Source organism: Tamlana sedimenti, from assembly GCF_038148895.1.
Classification (GTDB): Bacteria; Bacteroidota; Bacteroidia; order Flavobacteriales; family Flavobacteriaceae; genus Tamlana.
Map to the genome: position 1 here is coordinate 238,297 of NZ_JBBVGQ010000003.1, position 18,105 is coordinate 256,401.

The 18,105-nt window shown below is 35.6% G+C and carries 17 protein-coding genes; 10 read left to right on the forward strand and 7 right to left on the reverse strand.

Annotated elements, in window-relative coordinates; genetic code table 11:
* The first annotated feature begins 29 nt into the window (after nt 1–29).
* Nucleotides 30–1,127 carry a transporter gene (locus WJN01_RS09410; protein ID WP_445196901.1) on the forward strand — a complete coding sequence of 366 codons (1,098 nt, stop codon included), beginning with the start codon at nt 30–32 and terminating at the stop codon, nt 1,125–1,127.
* Nucleotides 1,128–1,160: 33 nt separating this feature from the next.
* Nucleotides 1,161–2,282 carry a GTP cyclohydrolase gene (locus WJN01_RS09415; protein ID WP_445196902.1) on the forward strand — a complete coding sequence of 374 codons (1,122 nt, stop codon included), beginning with the start codon at nt 1,161–1,163 and terminating at the stop codon, nt 2,280–2,282.
* 59 nt (nt 2,283–2,341) lie between these two features.
* Here WJN01_RS09415 and capB read toward each other — a convergent pair whose 3' ends face one another.
* The 3 genes from capB to WJN01_RS09430 form a co-directional block, all read right to left on the reverse strand.
* Nucleotides 2,342–3,601 (reverse strand): cysteate-C-fatty acyltransferase, encoded by a 1,260-nt coding sequence (gene capB, locus WJN01_RS09420; protein WP_445196903.1) that lies wholly within the window; start codon nt 3,599–3,601, stop codon nt 2,342–2,344.
* 249 nt (nt 3,602–3,850) lie between these two features.
* Nucleotides 3,851–4,891 carry a cysteate synthase gene (gene capA / locus WJN01_RS09425; RefSeq protein ID WP_445196904.1) on the reverse strand — a complete coding sequence of 347 codons (1,041 nt, stop codon included), beginning with the start codon at nt 4,889–4,891 and terminating at the stop codon, nt 3,851–3,853.
* A gap of 78 nt (nt 4,892–4,969) precedes the next feature.
* Complete coding sequence (locus WJN01_RS09430; RefSeq protein WP_445196905.1) at nt 4,970–7,030, reverse strand: S9 family peptidase; 2,061 nt, start codon at nt 7,028–7,030, stop codon at nt 4,970–4,972.
* An 86-nt stretch (nt 7,031–7,116) separates the two neighbouring features.
* Here WJN01_RS09430 and WJN01_RS09435 point away from each other — a divergent pair, with 86 nt between their 5' ends.
* Nucleotides 7,117–7,440 carry a YbaB/EbfC family nucleoid-associated protein gene (locus WJN01_RS09435; protein ID WP_445196906.1) on the forward strand — a complete coding sequence of 108 codons (324 nt, stop codon included), beginning with the start codon at nt 7,117–7,119 and terminating at the stop codon, nt 7,438–7,440.
* 29 nt (nt 7,441–7,469) lie between these two features.
* Here the strand turns inward: WJN01_RS09435 and WJN01_RS09440 are convergent, their stop codons facing one another.
* Nucleotides 7,470–8,492: a threonine aldolase family protein gene (locus WJN01_RS09440; RefSeq protein WP_445196907.1), complete on the reverse strand. Its 1,023-nt coding sequence runs from the start codon at nt 8,490–8,492 to the stop codon at nt 7,470–7,472.
* A 77-nt stretch (nt 8,493–8,569) separates the two neighbouring features.
* Between WJN01_RS09440 and WJN01_RS09445 the strand changes: the two genes are divergently transcribed.
* A complete protein-coding gene (locus tag WJN01_RS09445) occupies nt 8,570–9,193 on the forward strand; it encodes a DUF8692 domain-containing protein (RefSeq protein WP_445196908.1) in 624 nt (207 codons plus the stop codon).
* Here WJN01_RS09445 and WJN01_RS09450 read toward each other — a convergent pair.
* Nucleotides 9,190–10,314 carry an ATP-grasp domain-containing protein gene (locus WJN01_RS09450; RefSeq protein WP_445196909.1) on the reverse strand — a complete coding sequence of 375 codons (1,125 nt, stop codon included), beginning with the start codon at nt 10,312–10,314 and terminating at the stop codon, nt 9,190–9,192. The two genes, WJN01_RS09445 and WJN01_RS09450, sit on opposite strands and share 4 nt — an antisense overlap.
* A gap of 140 nt (nt 10,315–10,454) precedes the next feature.
* Between WJN01_RS09450 and prfB the strand changes: the two genes are divergently transcribed.
* The 5 genes from prfB (at nt 10,455) to WJN01_RS09475 (ending at nt 15,522) form a co-directional block, all read left to right on the forward strand.
* Nucleotides 10,455–11,565 (forward strand): peptide chain release factor 2 gene (prfB, locus tag WJN01_RS09455; protein WP_445196910.1). Its coding sequence is split into 2 segments (ribosomal slippage): nt 10,455–10,517 and nt 10,519–11,565, totalling 1,110 coding nucleotides; the frame shifts between segments, so codons are not numbered across the junction.
* Nucleotides 11,562–12,179 carry an HAD family hydrolase gene (locus WJN01_RS09460; protein WP_445196911.1) on the forward strand — a complete coding sequence of 206 codons (618 nt, stop codon included), beginning with the start codon at nt 11,562–11,564 and terminating at the stop codon, nt 12,177–12,179. Before prfB ends, WJN01_RS09460 begins: the two co-directional genes overlap by 4 nt.
* Nucleotides 12,179–12,520 carry an arsenate reductase (glutaredoxin) gene (gene arsC / locus WJN01_RS09465; protein ID WP_445196912.1) on the forward strand — a complete coding sequence of 114 codons (342 nt, stop codon included), beginning with the start codon at nt 12,179–12,181 and terminating at the stop codon, nt 12,518–12,520. Before WJN01_RS09460 ends, arsC begins: the two co-directional genes overlap by 1 nt.
* Nucleotides 12,521–12,584: 64 nt before the next feature.
* Nucleotides 12,585–12,926: an ArsC/Spx/MgsR family protein gene (locus tag WJN01_RS09470; RefSeq protein WP_445196913.1), complete on the forward strand. Its 342-nt coding sequence runs from the start codon at nt 12,585–12,587 to the stop codon at nt 12,924–12,926.
* A 109-nt stretch (nt 12,927–13,035) separates the two neighbouring features.
* Nucleotides 13,036–15,522: a TonB-dependent receptor gene (locus tag WJN01_RS09475; protein ID WP_445196914.1), complete on the forward strand. Its 2,487-nt coding sequence runs from the start codon at nt 13,036–13,038 to the stop codon at nt 15,520–15,522.
* 85 nt (nt 15,523–15,607) lie between these two features.
* On the opposite strand, the gene WJN01_RS09480 is transcribed toward WJN01_RS09475, so the two are convergent.
* Nucleotides 15,608–15,784 carry an ATP synthase subunit B family protein gene (locus WJN01_RS09480; protein ID WP_445196915.1) on the reverse strand — a complete coding sequence of 59 codons (177 nt, stop codon included), beginning with the start codon at nt 15,782–15,784 and terminating at the stop codon, nt 15,608–15,610.
* 98 nt (nt 15,785–15,882) lie between these two features.
* A complete protein-coding gene (locus WJN01_RS09485; RefSeq protein WP_445196916.1) occupies nt 15,883–16,518 on the reverse strand; it encodes a peroxiredoxin in 636 nt (211 codons plus the stop codon).
* A gap of 161 nt (nt 16,519–16,679) precedes the next feature.
* On the opposite strand from WJN01_RS09485, the gene fumC reads away from it, so the two are divergent.
* A complete protein-coding gene (gene fumC / locus WJN01_RS09490; protein ID WP_445196917.1) occupies nt 16,680–18,077 on the forward strand; it encodes a class II fumarate hydratase in 1,398 nt (465 codons plus the stop codon).
* Nucleotides 18,078–18,105 lie beyond the last annotated feature (28 nt).

Here is an 18,105-nt window from a genome sequence, read left to right on the forward strand (position 1 = left end):
AAAATACAATTCTGAACACTTAAATCTGGATGAAAAATGATAAAAAAACCATAAAATATCTATATTTGAAAAACATGTTGACTAAAAACCTTAACGCTTTCAGCAAACCTGTAGTTATGAGCCCATTAAAATCTATCGTATTTATTTTGTTGAGTTTTGCATCCCTAAAAGGGTTTTCACAATATACTGATGTTATAAATTCAAACCGTCCTGGAGCTTCAAGAAGTGCATTTTCCGTAGGAAAAAATGTTGCCCAATTTGAGGTCGGCCCTTATATTGTCAAAGAAGAAAGAACACCTATTCCGACATATGAAGTTTCTGGCTTTGGTATTGATTTTGCCGCGCGATACGGCCTCTTTTTTGAAGAATTAGAGCTTAACATTGAAGGTACCTATCAAAACGACACAAAAAGCTTTACCTCAAATCTTAATGCCGAACAAGATCGGGCCAACTTTAAATTCGCTTCCATTGGTGCTAAATACCTGATTTACGACCCTTACAAAAACGCCGAAGAAGACAAGCCAAACCTGTATAGTTGGAAAGCAAACCGTCAATTTAAATGGAAATCTTTAATTCCGGCGGTTTCAATTTATGCCGGAGCCAATTATGATTCAAAAAACAACCCATATACTGCAGCTGGAATTGAAGGCTTTAGTCCAAAAGTGATGATTGCAACACAAAATAATTTTTCTGGCGGTTGGGTATTCATCATGAACTTCATTAAAGACAGAATTGGCACCGATCAATCCGATTTCCAATATATTTTGACATTAACCCATTCATTTAGTCCAAAATGGGTTTTATTTGGCGAAACACAAGGTATAAAAAGTGATTTTTATGCCGATAACCTTTTCAGGTTTGGTGGGGCTTATTTAGTCGGCGATGATTTTCAGTTGGACACTGCATTAACCTTTAATACAAAGGACACACCTTCCGTTCTTAGTGTTAATTTAGGCGCTTCTTACAGGCTAGATTTCCATAAAGACAAAGAAATAGATAACGGAACCTCTGCAAAGGATGAAAGGCAACGCCGTACAAACAGAAAAGGAAAAAGAGTAAGAAATAAAGATAAGGATTCGGCTGAACCTATCAACAGAAGAAAAAAAGACGATATAGATTTTGATTAATTATTTTTCATTGAAACCTTATCAAAAACATTTATGGTAACACTTAAAGAAGTTAATTCAAAAAAAGACTTAAAAGCTTTTGTGAAGTTTCCTTTTAAACTTTATAAAGGTTCCAAATATTGGGTTCCTCCAATTATTAGCCAGGAAATGAAAACTTTCGATAGGAATGAAAACCCTGTTTTTAATGATGCCGAAGCCAAATTATTTCTAGCCTACAAAAACAATGAAATTGTTGGTAGAATCGCCGCAATCATCAATTGGTTGGAAGTAAAAGGCCAGAACCAAAAGAAAATGCGTTTTGGATGGTTTGATTTTATTGATGATTTAGAGGTTTCACAAACTCTCTTAAACGAAGTTGAAAAAATTGGCAAAGAAAACAATCTTGAATATGCAGAAGGCCCTGTTGGCTTTTCAAATTTAGATAAAGTTGGTGTAATAACCGAAGGATTTGATGCCATAGCACCCATGGTAACATGGTATAACTATCCTTACTATGCAAAACATTACGAAGTGGCCAATTACAAAATTGAAAAAGGATATTCTGAAAGTAAATTCTCTTTCTCAAATGTAGACCCTGAAACCTTTTTTAAGGCTCAAGAGCTAATAAAAAGGCGTTATCAGCTAAAAGCTTTAAGATTCACAAAAACAGAGGAGGTCATGCCATATGCCGACAAGATGTTCGATTTGTTCAATGAAAGTTATGCTTCATTATCTTCTTTTGTGGCTATAAATGATATCCAAAAGGCTTATTTTAAAAAGAAGTTTATCAGCTTTATAAATCCTGAGTACATTAAATTTATTGTAGACAAGGATGATAACATGATTGGTTTTGCTATTGTTATGCCTGGTTTTGCTAAAGCTTTGCAAAAAATGAAGGGAAAATTATTCCCTTTTGGATTTAGACACATCCTTCATGCTAAAAGGCACAGTAAGGATGTTATTTTTTATCTAATAGGAATACATCCAGATTACCAAAATAAAGGTGTACATGCCGTTATTTTTAATGAATACTACGAAACATTTAAAGAAAAAGGTATAGAAACCTGCTACAGAACCCCTGAGCTTGATGACAATGAGGCTATCCACAAAATCTGGAAACATTTTGACCCAAAAGTTTTCAGAAAAAGAAAAACCTTCAGAAAACATATCGCATAAAAAAATCCGATTCAAAATTGAATCGGATTTTTTTATCATTTTAGTATTTTGTCATATGACTACTCGCCCATCGCTGCCATAACTGCTGCAGAAAGACGTTTGTAAGTGCCATTTTCCAATCGCTCACGAATACTGTCAAAAGCATCCAAAGTTTCAGCTACATCCTGTAAAGTATGGGTTGCTGTTGGAATCAATCTAAGCAAAATCAATCCTTTAGGTATAACAGGATAAACCACTATAGAACAGAATATTCCATGGTTTTCACGCAAATCCTTAACCAGTGCCATTGCTTCAGGAATACTTCCTTTTAGATAAACTGGAGTAACACAGCTTTGCGTTGTACCAATGTCGAATCCGCGCTCCTTTAAACCCGATTGTAATGCATTAACGTTCTCCCAAAGTTTGGCTTTTAATTCGGGCATTGTTCTCAGCATATCTAAACGCTTTAGTGCACCAACTACCAATTGCATTTGCAATGATTTGGCAAACATTTGAGAACGCAAATTGTATTTTAAATAATCTATTATTTCTTTATCTCCAGCAATAAAAGCACCAGTACTTGCCAAAGATTTGGCAAAAGTTGCAAAGTAAACATCGATATCGTCTTGTACTCCTTGTTCTTCACCTGCTCCAGCTCCAGTTGCACCTAATGTACCAAAACCATGGGCATCATCAACAAACAATCTAAAATTGAATTTCTTTTTAAGGGCCACGATTTCTTTTAAACGCCCTTGCTCACCACGCATTCCAAAAACTCCTTCTGAAATAACCAAAATACCACCGCCTGTTTGCTCGGCCATTTTAGTTGCACGCTCTAAGTTCTTCTCTAAACTCTCAACATCATTGTGCTTATAAGTAAAACGTTTACCCATATGAAGACGCACTCCATCTATAATACAAGCATGTGCATCAACATCATAAACGATAATATCATCTTTCGCAACTAAGGCATCAATGGTAGAAACCATACCTTGATAACCGAAATTAAGAAGATACGCAGCTTCTTTTTTCACAAAGGCGGCCAATTCATCTTGAAGTTTCTCGTGTAAATCTGTATGCCCAGACATCATTCTTGCCCCCATTGGATAGGCCGAACCATATTGGGCAGCGGCCTCAGCATCTACTTTTCTTACTTCTGGGTGATTCGCAAGCCCCAAATAATCATTGATGCTCCAAGTAATAACATCTTTTCCTTGAAACTTCATCCTATTGGAGATTTCACCTTCCAATTTAGGAAACACAAAGTAACCTTCTGCCTGAGACGCCCATTTTCCTAATGGTCCTTTGTCTTTATAAATTTTCTCAAATAAATCTTTCATTTATTATAATCTTAATTGCTATTAAAGTTAAGACATAACTACAACTTAACAAATGCTTTAAGGGAATACGACACTACGTGTTTAGTAGATTCAAAGAAAGCTTTTAGCTATTAGTTAGTTGATGCAAAATTAAATATTTATCTGCTTTGAACATAATTTTTAATGCCCAATTATTGATAAAATAAAAAAAGAGATGGCATTTTACTAGATATGTAAAATGACATCTCTTTGTGCGACTTATTATTCTTATTATTTTATGTATTGTATTTTTTGTGCTGAAGCCTCATTAATGCTATCAAAAAAGCCTTGCTCTTCCATCCACTTATCGCTGTATACTTTACTCATGTACCTTGCTCCGTGGTCTGGATAAATAACAACAACACAATCTCCTTTTTTGAATCTTCCTTCATCACCCAACTGTAGAAGGGCTTGAGTAGCTGCACCAGACGTGTAGCCAACAAACATACCTTCTGTTTTGGCAATCAACCTAGCTGTATGTGCACTGTCTTCATCGGTAACTTTTATAAACTCATCAATAACATCAAAATCTGTTGCTGATGGAATTAAGTTTTTACCCAAACCTTCAATTCTATATGGATAAATTTCCTTTTCATCAAACTCTCGAGTTTCGTGGTATTTTTTCAAAACTGAACCAAAAGCATCAACTCCAATTATCTTAATATTTGGGTTTTGCTCTTTAAGGTATTTTGCCGTACCAGAAATTGTTCCACCTGTTCCGCTACATGCAACTAAATGGGTTATTTTTCCTTGAGTTTGCTCCCAAATTTCAGGACCTGTAGATTTATAATGCGCATCAATATTTAACTGATTGAAATACTGATTGATATAAACTGAACCTTTAATTTCTTCATGCAGTCGCTTTGCTACTTGGTAGTATGATCTTGGGTCATCTGCACTAACATGCGCTGGGCAAACATAAACTTTGGCGCCCATTGTTTTAAGCATGTCAATTTTGTCAGGAGAAGACTTTGAGCTTACCGCCAAAACACAATCATAACCCTTAATGATACTCACCATAGCAATACTGAATCCTGTATTACCAGAAGTGGTTTCAATAATAGTGTCGCCCGGAGAAAGAAGTCCTTTCTTTTCAGCCTCTTCAATGATGTAAAGTGCTATTCTATCTTTGGATGAGTGTCCTGGATTAAAGGATTCAACTTTTGCATAAAAGTCGCCTTTAAATTTGGAAGCTATTTTATTAAGTTTAACAAGCGGTGTATTGCCTATTAAATCTAATACATTATCAAATACTTGATTTCTGTGTTTCATAAAAGCTATTTATAAACCGATTTTGTCATAATACAAAATACAGTTTAAAACCGCACAAAAATAAAACTTTTTTTTTTATTAACCATAAATTCCCTCTAAATCTAACAAAAAGGCATATTCCATGGCAACTTCCTTAAGACTTTCAAAACGTCCCGAAGCCCCTCCATGTCCAGAATCCATGTCAATATGAAGCAATAATTTATTTGAATCTGTCTTGAGTTCCCTTAATTTCGCCACCCATTTGGCTGGTTCCCAATATTGTACTTGCGAATCGTGCAACCCAGTTGTCACCAACATGTTAGGATATTCTTTGGCTTCAACGTTATCGTATGGAGAGTACGATTTCATGTACTCGTAATATTGTTCCTCATTAGGGTTCCCCCACTCGTCATATTCACCTGTGGTTAAGGGAATGGTATCGTCCAGCATAGTTGTAACCACATCCACAAACGGAACTGCAGCCAAAATACCGTTATAAAGTTCTGGGTTCATATTAATTACCGCTCCCATCAATAATCCACCGGCAGAACCTCCGTAAGCATACAAATGCTCTTTTGAGGTATATTTTTCGGCAATTAAATGCTTTGAGCAATCAATAAAATCTGTAAACGTATTCTTCTTCGTGAGCAATTTGCCTGTTTCGTACCAATTTCTTCCAAGATACTCGCCTCCCCTAATATGGGCAATGGCATAAATAAAACCTCTGTCAAGTAGACTAAGACGGATGCTTGAAAACGAAGGGTCTATGGTAGAACCATAAGAACCATAGGCATATTGAAGTAAAGGGTTTGAACCGTCTAGATTTATTCCTTTTTTATAAACCAGTGAAATAGGCACCTTAACCCCATCTCTAGCTGTGGCCCAAATACGTTTTGATTCGTAGTTTTCTTTTTTAAATTTTCCTCCTAAAACCTGCTGTTCCTTTTTTATCTCACTTTTTTTGGTCTTAAAATTATAATCTATTACCGAACTTGGCGATATCAATGAATTAAATCCATATCTCAAAAAAGGACTTTCAAAATCTGGGTTATTACCAATAAACGCTGTATAAGTCTCAGAGTTGAAGGGCAATTTATAGTCTTCATTTCCATTCCAACTTATAATTCTAAGATTGTTCAATCCGTTTTCACGCTCATTAATTACCAAATAATCCTTGAAAATCTCTATATCCTCAACAAGCACGTCCTGCCTGTGGGGCAATACATCTTGCCAATATTTCTTTGCGGTGGCTTTTTCGTTTGTTTTGGAGAGCTTAAAATTGGTTGCACTATCAGCATTGGAAATTATATAGAAACTATCGTCATAATGGGCAATCGAGTATTCTAAATCATTTATTCGCTTTTGAAAAACTTTGAATTTTCCATCCGGCGTATTGGCATCTAATATTTGATATTCTGAAGACAACGTACTTGACGACCCAATAATAATGTACTTTTTAGACTTCGATTTGTAAACAAACGTATGGAAGGTTTCATCTTTTTCATGATAAACCTCAACATCGTTTTTAGTACCTGAATGCAACTTGTGCTTAAAAATTTTATGCGAACGAAGCGTTATTTCGTCTTTCATGGCATAAAACAAAGTCTTGTTGTCATTTGCCCAAACGGCGCTGCCTGTGGTATTTAATATCTTATCTTGGTAAATCTCGCCAGTTATTAAATTCTTGACCTGAACGGTATATTGCCGCCTGCTCACCGTGTCTACCGAAAAAGCGGCCATAGTATTGTCTGGGCTTATTGAAATACCTCCCAAGTTAAAATAGGCATAATCTTTTGCCATAACATTACAATCAAACAATATTTCCTCGGGTGCTTCCAAAGTTTCTTTTTTACGCACATAAATGGGGTAATCCTTCCCCTTTTCGTAACGGGTTAAATACCAATAACCATTTAATTTATAAGGCACAGATGTATCATCCTCCTTTATCCTACCTTTCATTTCTTCGAACAAAAGCTTTTGAAGCTTTTCGGTATGCTTCAGCATTTGCTTTGTATATGCATTCTCAGCATTAAGGTATTTAATCACTTCAGGATTTTTCCTATCGTTCAACCAATAATAATCATCAATTCTTATATCGTTATGGATACTTAGTTGATGAGGGAATTTTTGGGCGACAGGATGCGATATATTCTTTTTCAAAAGAAAAGGTTTTATTCTTGATTTTTTAAGCCCTCAAAAATAGAAAAATTAAATAGTTTTGCACTGTAACAATAAAATTAATAGATATGTTTGGAGACATGATGAATATGATGGGCAAACTGAAAGAAACCCAGAAAAAAGTTGAAGAAACAAAAAAGCGTTTAAATACTGTATTGGTTGATGAATCCAGCAATGACAACAAACTAAAAGTTACACTAACAGCGAATAGAACCATAAAGTCTATTGAAATTAATGATGAATTGCTTGAGGACAAAGAACAACTTGAAGATTATTTAATCCTGACCTTGAACAAAGCCATTGAAAAGGCCACCAAGGTAAACGAAACCGAATTGGCAGCTGTTGCCAAAGAAGGCATGCCCAATATTCCCGGAATGGATTTTTTAAAGTGAGATCCTTGGACTACTGGATTTCTAGATTGTTAGATTGTTAGATTTTTTAATGTTTCAATCACTTTTTCGTGCATTGCATAGGTGTAATCTAAATGAGTAACCATACGCAACTTTCCGCCACCCATTGAGATGATGAATATATTCTTACTGGCCAATTTTTGAACAAAACTTTTTTCATCAACATCACTATTCAACTCAAAAATAACAATGTTGGTTTCAATAGGTTCAACCGTTTTTATAATTTGTAGTCTGGCTAATTCTTGTCCTATTTCCTTTGCTTTTTTATGGTCATCGGCCAATCTTACAACATGATGTTCTAAAGCATAAAGGCCAGCGGCCGCTAAATACCCAACTTGTCTCATATTTCCCCCGAAAACCTTTCTAATCCTTAAGGCGTCTTTCATTAATTTTGCATCCCCAACCAAAAGCGAGCCTACAGGACAGCCCAAACCTTTGCTCAAACAAACTGAAATGGTATCGAAAACGGCACCATACTGCTTGGGAGTTTCATTTTTGGCCACAAGGGCATGCCATAATCGGGCACCATCTAGATGAAGTCCCAGTTTGCTTTCCTCACAAACGGCCTTAATTTTCAACATTTCGTTAAAATCCCAACACGCTCCGCCTCCTTTATTTGTGGTATTCTCGAGTTCAACTAACGTTGATTTGCTGTAATAATAATCTTGGGGATTGATGGCTGCCAACACCTGTTGTGCATTGAACATGCCTTGTGTTCCATCTATTAATTTGCAGGACACCCCACTGTTAAATGATGCACCACCAGACTCATAATTATAAATGTGGGCGTATTTATCACAAATTACTTGCTCACCCGGATTGGTATGCAATTTAATTGCTGCCTGATTGGCCATGGTACCGCTAGGAAAAAACAAGGCCTGTGCTTTTCCAAACATATTGGCAATTCTGGTCTCAAGCTCATTAACAGTTGGGTCTTCCCTAAAAACATCGTCACCCACTTTGGCCTGCATCATGGCTTCAAGCATTCCCCTTGTCGGTTTTGTAACTGTGTCGCTTCTTAAATCTATTTTCATAATTGTAATCACGAAGTTAAAATTAGTTCAAAAAAATGTTATTTACATAAATTATCTGTCAAGCTAAAATAGACCATATGACAAAGAAAAATATTCTTTTAGCACTAACTTTTGGGGCAGTATTATCAATACTTTGCTCGGTTTTTATTATCAGCAACCTGTACAATATTCCTTATGAAAAATTTACCGGAGACCCTGCATTGATTTTCAAAGCTAACCCATTTATAGGTGTTGTTTCAAATATTGGTATATTATTTTGGTGCTGCGCAGCTTGCATTTGTTTATTTTCTGGTTTACTCCTTTTATCTAAAGATAAAGATTATAGTCAATTTTTAATTTTTTCAGGCTTCTTTAGTACTATTTTATTACTTGATGATTTTTTTATAATTCATGATTATGGCGTCTTTTACATTTTTCCCAATGATTTTTCCCAGAAAACAATTCTGGGCTTATATGCCCTTTTCGCCATGTGGTATCTATATAAATTTCAAAAAATCATATTAACAACAAACTTTTTTATTTTGGGAGCGGCCTTCTTTTTTCTTGGATTATCCGTACTAATTGACGTAGTATTCGAAAGTAAAGGAATTCAATATTTTATTGAAGATGGTTTTAAATTTATTGGGATTACAGGTTGGACGTTGTATTTTACCTCAACTTCATATGAATTATTATCAACAAAAGTTTTAATTAAATGTTAACTAGACATCACACTTTTTAGCTTGTGATAAATAATATTTAAAATAGGTTTAGGGTCTGACAAATAATATTTTAAAGGGGTATTTTGAAACATAAACTTCAAATTGAACAAAAACCATTTATTTGCCTTTATAGTTTTGCTCAGACCGATTAAATTGAGGTACTTGGTGTTTTTAAACTTTGGAAAATTGAATTCTTTATCTAAACTAGCTAGACAGTAGAGATAAGGAAAATTTACGCCTGCAATTTCTGAAGCCTCAGTGGTTTCCCAAAATCTAGGGTTTATTTCCACCACATTATAACTACCGTCGTTTTTATTGTATCGCATATCAATATGCGCAACACCATTCCAATTTAACGATTTCATTAAACGTTGGGCTACCGTAAACATGTCTTTTCTATCTACAAATTCAACACCTACATTTGGTCCAAATTCATCGTCTCCAGCCAGATAACCCTTTTGTATAGTATAGGCTAAAATCTCACCGTCTTTGCACAAAACGCTACAATCAATGTCATAGCCTTCAATGTAGCTCTGTATCAGGTAAGGAACCTCCACTTTATTGGATTCGAAGAATGCCTCAAACGTTTTGTTGTCTTCAAATTTATGAATCCCTCTACCTCCTCCATAGCCTTCCAAAGGTTTCAATATTATTGGAAAATTCATAGGGGCTTTTTCACAAACCTGATATTTTTCAAACAAAATTGTGCTAGGGCAAGGAATATTGTTTTTTTTCATATGCTGCGCCAAAGCACCTTTGTTTCTGGACAACTCGAAACTTTTCAAGGATGACAAAAAGACTAATTTTTCATTTTGATATAATTGGTCTTTTAACTCAATGGCAGCATGAATTCCAAATTCGTCAAAAGGCATGAGAATATCTATATCGAACCTATCCAATTCCTGGTTTACATTTGCAACCCATTCTTCAGAAGTCTTCGCTTTGGGGCAATGCGTAAAGTTTTTAATCTTATTGGAACTTTTAACTTCCGCTTTCGGGTTGTTACCCAACACATAAATTTCTACATTTTTTTTTCGGGATAAGCAATTTACCACAAAAGGCACAAGGTTGCTATCCCCTTCAGGAAGCAGAACTGAAAATTTAGTTGCACGGTCTTTCATAAGCCTTTATAGATATTATCCATTACATGGAGTTACTTATCTGGGAAAAGTAGCAATAAAAATTCACAGTAAAAACAAGTCCTGATTAAAGGAAGATATTTCACATTAAATGCTATTTTTGTTAAAAATTTTACTTCAAAATGATAACATCCGATCAAATTAAAGATCTTAACACCCGCCTTGACAAACTAAGGCACTATCTTTGACATAGATGCCAAGTTAATTGAAATACAAAACGAGGAAGAGCAAACTTTCGATCCCAATTTCTGGAATGATTCCAAAAAAGCAGAATTAGTGATGAAATCGCTGCGGGAAAAGAAAAGTTGGGTTCAGGACTATAAAAATTCCAAAACTTTAGTTGAAGATTTAGAAGTCATATATGAGTTTTTCAAAGAAGGCGAAGCAACGGTAGAAGATGTTGAAAAACGTTATGACGAGGCTTTAAACCTTATTGAAAAACTGGAATTTAAAAACATGCTTTCTGATGAAGGAGACAGCTTAAGTGCTGTTCTGCAAATTACTGCCGGAGCCGGTGGTACTGAAAGTTGTGATTGGGCCAGCATGCTTATGCGTATGTACCTCATGTATGCCGAAAAAAATGGCTATAAAGTAAAAGAACTGAACTTTCAGGAAGGCGATGTGGCTGGAATAAAAACCGTAACACTTGAAATTGAAGGTGAATTTGCCTTTGGCTGGCTAAAAGGTGAAAACGGCGTACACCGTTTGGTACGTATTTCCCCTTTTGACAGCAATGCCAAACGCCACACCAGTTTTGCTTCCGTTTACGTGTACCCACTTGTTGACGACACTATTGAAATTGAAATAAATCCTGCTGATATTGAAATAACCACGGCTCGTTCTAGTGGAGCCGGGGGACAAAACGTTAACAAGGTAGAAACCAAGGTACAGCTAACACACAAACCAACGGGTATTCAAATTTCATGTTCCGAAACTCGTTCTCAGCATGATAACCGAGCTAGGGCATTACAGATGTTAAAATCCCAGTTGTACGAAATAGAGCTCCAAAAACAAATGTCGCAACGCGATGATATAGAGGCAGGTAAAATGAAGATTGAATGGGGCAGCCAAATAAGAAATTATGTGATGCATCCCTATAAATTGGTCAAAGACGTTAGAACGAGTCATGAAACAGGAAATGTTGACGCCGTAATGGATGGCCATATTGATGAGTTTTTAAAGGCTTATTTAATGATGATGGGGCAAAAAATTGAGGACGATAATCAATTATGACAAAAATTGATACCATTATATTTGATTTGGGCGGAGTTTTAATAGACTGGAACCCAGAATATGTATTCCTCAAGGCTTTTAATGGAGACAGGGAAAAAATGCGTTGGTTCTTGAATAATATTTGCACAAGCGATTGGAACGAAAACCAAGATGCTGGTTACCCGCTAGCCCAAGCCACTGAAGACTTAGTGAAACAATTTCCTGAACACGAAAACCACATTAGGTTATTTTATGGTGAATGGCAAGATATGCTAGGTGGAGCAATTGAAGGCACCGTAGATATTCTGAAAAAGCTTGTAGATTCTGGCACCTACAAAATAGTAGCCTTAACCAACTGGAGTACCGAAACTTTTCCTATTGCATTAAATCGATTTGAGTTTTTACATTGGTTTGAGGGCATTGTAGTTTCAGGTGAAGAAAAGACCCGAAAACCTTTTGATGACATCTACCATATCACTTTAAAACGTTTCAATATTAAAGGAGAACAAGCTATTTTTATTGATGACAACCTAAGAAATATTGAAGCCGCGGAGAATCTAGGAATAAAAGGAATTCACTTTAAAAACCCTCAATTACTCATTCAGCAACTAAAAAAACATAATATAGAATTATAATGATTACCATTTATCATAATAACAGATGTACCAAGTCTAGACAGGGAATAGCACTACTTGAAGACTCTGGAAAAGAATTCAAAATAGTTAAATACCTCGAAGATGTTCCAACAGAAAAGGAACTTAAAAACATTATTAACTTGCTTAGGATTGAGCCCATTCAATTGGTAAGAAAAAATGAGGCCATTTGGAAAGAACAATTCAAAAACAAAAATTTGAATGATTCTGAAATAATAAAAGCAATGGTAGAAAACCCCAAACTTATTGAGCGTCCTATTGTTGTAAATGGAAACAAAGCCGTTATTGGAAGACCAACTGAACTTATTTTGGAAATTATTTAATGCCCTTTTGTAAGCCAATTAAGGTTTTGGCTACTTATCATAAAACGCCCTTGATTAGCCTATTATGATAATTATTTACCAACACCCTATGTGCAGAAATGCAAAAACCTGCGTTAAATTGCTTGAAACCAATTTTGAGAATGACTACGACGTTAAACATGAAGGTTTAGATTTAAGCGAAGATAAATTCAGGGAAATAGTAAAGCTTTTAAACTGCAGACCTATTGATTTAGTTAGAACTGGCAGTATAGTCTGGAAAACACTTTTAAAGAATCTGGATTTTACTGATGATGAGCTCATTAAGGTCATTTTAAAATTCCCAATCCTCATAAAAAGCCCCATTATCATCAACGGCAACAAAGCCGTTATTGGGCGTCCTCCTGAAAAAATATTCGAAATTATTTAACATACTTTTAACCTATTTCATTTAAACCATGTTTTAGTTTAAAGGTCTAAACTTGCAAAACGTAACCATGACCAAAACCATCATACCTCTTTTATTTCTAATATTTTCAATGTCTACGAAGGCGCAGCCCAAAAATTTAGGACTACCTACAGATAAAAAAATATCGGTTACAGGAAAAGTTGTAGATGCTGAAACAAAAGAGCCATTGGAATATGCAACCATAGCCTTCTTCAGTAAAGAAAAAAATAAAATTGTGGAAGGAGGCATAACCAATGCCACCGGGGAGTTTAGCATCCCTGTAACTTCCGGACTTTACGACATAACAATAGAATATATTTCCTATAAAAAAATAACGCTTTCCAATAAAAATTTAGATCAAGACGAAAACCTTGGCGTCATTTCACTTGAAATTAATTTAGAAGCACTTGACGAGGTTGAAGTTATTGCAGAGCGAACAACGGTTGAAATAAAACTGGATAAAAAAATATACAACATTGGCAAAGATCTTACCACCGCAGGCGGAACGGTTAGCGATGCCCTGAATAACGTACCCTCAGTTTCTGTTGACATTGAGGGCGGCATAAGCTTAAGAGGGAACGAAAACGTAAGGATTTTAATTAACGGAAAACCATCAGCTATGGCAGGTTTTGGCGATACCAGTGTTTTAAGCCAACTTCCTGCTGAAGCTATTGAACGCGTGGAGGTTATCACCTCGCCTTCCGCTAGATATGACGCTGAAGGCACTGCAGGTATTTTAAATATCATTTTAAGACAAAAAGAAACTTTAGGTTTTAATGGTTCGTTAAACCTTACACTGGGTAATCCTGACAATGCTGGAGTATCGGCAAATATTAATTACCGTACCGAAAAATTCAATTTGTTTTCAAACCTAGGGTTTAGGTATTTTAGTTCTCCAAGAAATAGCTTTAGCGATACTAAATACTTTAATACCGATGTAGATTTTGATAGAATTATTGAAGATGAAGATGTAGAACGTCTAAATCGCAATTACAACGCCAGTCTTGGTATGGAGTATTTCTTATCCAAAAAAACCTCTCTAACAGGCACTTTTTTCTATAGATATGGCCAAGACAGAGATACTGGTATAAATTTTAGCGATAGGTATAACAATGGAAGTTTTGACGAACAAACTCGAAGAATTGAAAAACAAAACGAGGATGGCAACAACTATCAATTTGCTTTAAATTACATTACCAAGTTTGATAATGAAGGCCATGAGTTAACCGCCGACATTCAGATAGAAAGCGGTTCAGAAGAACAATTTACTTACTACAATGAAGATTTTATTTTTACCAACAAAACAGATCCTGAACCTTTCCAAATTGAAAACATAACCCAAAATGAGGATGAAAAGGAATATTTATTTCAAGTGGATTATGTTAAGCCTATAGGTGAAAATGCAAGATTTGAAGCAGGTTATAGAGGCAACTTTGAAAATTCAGTTACCAATTATCTATTGGAACAAGAAAATCTTGATAATGGTAATTTAGAAGTAAACGATGCGCTTTCAAATATATTTGATTACTCTGAAAACGTCAATGCCTTTTACACCCAATATGGAACCAAATTTGGTGAATTTTCATTTCTTTTAGGACTTCGTTTAGAAAATACACAATTAAAAGGAAAAATAGATTCTAGGTTAACAGCGGCAGAACTTGAAGCATTTTATGGTTTTCCAATTAAAACTGATTTTAACAACAATTATTTGGGCCTGTTCCCTACCGTAAACTTAATTTACAATTTATCTGGAGATTCCGATGACTCTGAAGAAAGCATCACACTCGGATACAATAGACGAATTAACAGGCCGCGCGGTTGGTTTATCAATCCTTTTCCATCGCGCTCTAGTCGTACAAGAGTATTTCAAGGAAACCCAAATTTGAGTCCTGTTTTTGCCAGTGCTTTTGATTTGGGATATTTGAAACGCTGGGACAAACTAACATTAACAACATCGGTCTATTATCAGTATGAAACAGATTCGTTTGAAAGAATTGAAGAAAACACAGGTAGCCAAACATCAGATGGGATCGATATTATAAGAACAATACCTGTAAACTTATCTACCAACAAAAGAACAGGTGCAGAACTGGGTTTACTTTACAATCCTAATAAATGGCTTCGCCTTAATTCAAGTTTTAACTTCTTTCAGTTCAATACAGAAGGCGAGTTTAATGGTATAGATTATAGTGCAAAAAACACAAGTTGGTTCGCAAGATTTAGTAGCAAAGTCACCTTGCCTTCAAAAATTGATTGGCAAACAAACGCATTTTATAGAGCTGCAAGACAAAGCGCCCAAGGTGAAAATCAAGGTATATTCTCTTTAGATTTAGCTTTCAGTAAAGAAATATTTAAGGACAATGCCACGATATCTTTAAACGTCAGGGATTTATTAAACTCCAGAAAAAGAAAATCTTTAACTACTACCGAATTTTTTGAAAGATACAGTGAATCGCAATGGAGACAGCGTCAAATAAACTTATCATTTATTTACAGGTTCAACCAGCAAAAAAAGCGCAACGAGCGCAGAAACAACAACATGGGTGGTGGCGATGACGATATGGACTTTGAGGGATAGAAAAAGGAAAAAGAAAAATAATTATCAAACAAAAAAGGAAGCTAAATAAGCTTCCTTTTTTAATTATTTAAAAAATCATGAATGTTTAATGGGCCTCTCGTTTAGCCTTTTTTTCTTCTCTTATTTCCTTTAATCTTTCAATTAAAGAACCTCCAATCCAGTAAGGAATTACAAAAGTCAACAAGAAAATCATTAACCAAAAACCTATGGTCAATATGGTCAAGAATGCTAAAAAGCCTAAATATTGGTCAAAATCAAACATAATAATAATTGTCTTTTAAAAATCTAATGCAAAGATACTGTAAAGGTATTTCTTATACAATATCAATGTTAAATTTATTAACATACTTTTCCACCTGCTTAATCTGGTTGAGGCGTCATTCTTAAATAAGGTTTTATCTCTTTATAGCCTTTTGGGAATAATGCCGGAATTTCCGCATTGGTAACTGAAGGCGAGATAACGCAATCCTCGCCACTTTTCCAGTTGGCAGGTGTTGCCAACTTTCTATAGGCTGTTAACTGCAACGAATCAATAACCCTTAAAAGCTCATCAAAATTTCTTCCCGTAGATGCTGGATAAGTAATAATCAATTTTACTTTTTTATCGGAACCAATAACAAATACAGACCTCACGGTAAGTTTGTCATCGGCATTTGGGTGAATCATATCATAAAGTTCAGAAACCTTTCTGTCTTCATCTGCAATAATCGGAAAATTAACCGTCGTATTTTGGGTTTCATTAATATCATTAATCCAGCCTTTATGCGACTCTAAACCATCTACACTAAGTGCCACCACTTTTACATTACGCTTATCAAACTCCGATTTATACTTGGCCACAGTACCCAATTCTGTCGTACAAACTGGTGTGTAATCTGCTGGATGTGAAAATAATATACCCCAGCCGTCACCCAACCAATCATGAAAATTAATTGTTCCTTCGGTGGATTGAGCTGTAAAATTTGGAGCTACATCTCCCAATCTAATTGTTGCCATAATTATATATGTTTTTAGTTAAATTTAATTTCCTACTAAATTAATCAATTTAATATGATTAAAAAGCATTCGTCTTAAAAAATGATAAAAACTAACAAAAATCATAACCAAAGAAAAGCCAAAACGATTAACTTTGCTTTTTTAATTTAATCATTATCAAAATGGCTTTCAGAATAGAAAAAGATACCATGGGTGAGGTAAAAGTACCTGCCGATAAACTTTGGGGCGCCCAAACAGAACGCTCTAGAAACAACTTTAAGATTGGTCCTTCGGCATCCATGCCTTTGGAAATTGTATATGGCTTTGCGTATTTAAAAAAAGCTGCCGCCTACACCAATTGTGAGCTTGGTGTTTTAGCCATTGAAAAACGCGATTTGATTGCCAAGGTTTGTGATGAAATATTAGCTGGAAAACATGACGACCAATTTCCTTTGGTAATCTGGCAAACAGGTTCTGGAACGCAAAGCAATATGAACGTGAATGAGGTTGTTGCAAACAGAGCCCATCAATTGGCGGGAAAAGTTATTGGCGAAGGAGAAAAAACCATTCAGCCGAATGACGATGTGAATAAATCGCAATCCTCAAACGACACCTTCCCTACTGGCATGCACATTGCCGCTTACAAGAAAATTGTTGAGACCACCATTCCGGGTGTGAAACAATTGCGCAATACGTTGAAAAAAAAATCTGAAGCCTTTAAAAATGTGGTTAAAATTGGCCGAACCCATTTAATGGACGCTACGCCATTAACCCTTGGCCAAGAGCTTTCTGGTTATGTTGCGCAACTTGACCATGGTTTAAAAGCCTTGGAAAACACATTACCACATTTAAGTGAGTTGGCTTTAGGCGGAACAGCCGTAGGAACAGGTTTAAACACCCCAAAAGGTTATAGCAAACGTGTTGCTGAATATATTGCAGAATTTACTGGATTGCCTTTTGTAACGGCTCCAAACAAATTTGAAGCTTTGGCGGCACACGATGCATTGGTTGAAACACATGGCGCATTAAAACAATTAGCTGTTTCATTAAACAAAATAGCAAATGATATTAGATTGATGGCATCAGGGCCTCGTTCTGGAATTGGAGAAATCATAATACCAGCCAATGAGCCTGGAAGTTCCATTATGCCCGGTAAAGTTAACCCAACACAATGTGAAGCACTTACTATGGTTTGCGCTCAAGTAATGGGTAATGACGTTGCGGTTTCTATAGGTGGCTTACAAGGACACTACGAGCTCAACGTATTCAAGCCAGTAATGGCTGCTAATGTTCTTCAATCGGCTCAATTACTGGGTGATGCCTGTGTTAGTTTTGATATAAATTGTGCCGTTGGTATTGAGCCAAATCAAGAAGTTATTACAAAATTACTCAATAACTCATTAATGCTTGTTACCGCATTAAACACAAAAATAGGTTACTATAAGGCTGCTGAAATTGCCAATACGGCACATAAAAATGGTACGACGTTAAAAGAAGAAGCCGTTAACTTGGGTTATGTAACCGCCGAAGACTACGATGAATGGGTAAAACCCGAAGATATGGTTGGAAGTTTGAAGTAATTCAACCCATTTAATTAAACATAAAAAA

Bases quoted from the DNA above. Each gene is read 5' to 3' on its own strand.
- WJN01_RS09485 (WP_445196916.1), bottom strand. From the start codon at position 16,518: ATGGCAACAATTAGATTGGGAGATGTAGCTCCAAATTTTACAGCTCAA.
- WJN01_RS09410 (WP_445196901.1), top strand. From the start codon at position 30: ATGAAAAATGATAAAAAAACCATAAAATATCTATATTTGAAAAACATG.
- WJN01_RS09460 (WP_445196911.1), top strand. From the start codon at position 11,562: ATGACAAAAATTGATACCATTATATTTGATTTGGGCGGAGTTTTAATA.
- WJN01_RS09445 (WP_445196908.1), top strand. From the start codon at position 8,570: ATGACAAAGAAAAATATTCTTTTAGCACTAACTTTTGGGGCAGTATTA.
- WJN01_RS09415 (WP_445196902.1), top strand. From the start codon at position 1,161: ATGGTAACACTTAAAGAAGTTAATTCAAAAAAAGACTTAAAAGCTTTT.
- WJN01_RS09480 (WP_445196915.1), bottom strand. From the start codon at position 15,784: ATGTTTGATTTTGACCAATATTTAGGCTTTTTAGCATTCTTGACCATA.
- WJN01_RS09470 (WP_445196913.1), top strand. From the start codon at position 12,585: ATGATAATTATTTACCAACACCCTATGTGCAGAAATGCAAAAACCTGC.
- WJN01_RS09440 (WP_445196907.1), bottom strand. From the start codon at position 8,492: ATGAAAATAGATTTAAGAAGCGACACAGTTACAAAACCGACAAGGGGA.
- arsC (WP_445196912.1), top strand. From the start codon at position 12,179: ATGATTACCATTTATCATAATAACAGATGTACCAAGTCTAGACAGGGA.
- capA (WP_445196904.1), bottom strand. From the start codon at position 4,891: ATGAAACACAGAAATCAAGTATTTGATAATGTATTAGATTTAATAGGC.
- capB (WP_445196903.1), bottom strand. From the start codon at position 3,601: ATGAAAGATTTATTTGAGAAAATTTATAAAGACAAAGGACCATTAGGA.
- fumC (WP_445196917.1), top strand. From the start codon at position 16,680: ATGGCTTTCAGAATAGAAAAAGATACCATGGGTGAGGTAAAAGTACCT.
- WJN01_RS09435 (WP_445196906.1), top strand. From the start codon at position 7,117: ATGTTTGGAGACATGATGAATATGATGGGCAAACTGAAAGAAACCCAG.
- WJN01_RS09450 (WP_445196909.1), bottom strand. From the start codon at position 10,314: ATGAAAGACCGTGCAACTAAATTTTCAGTTCTGCTTCCTGAAGGGGAT.
- WJN01_RS09475 (WP_445196914.1), top strand. From the start codon at position 13,036: ATGTCTACGAAGGCGCAGCCCAAAAATTTAGGACTACCTACAGATAAA.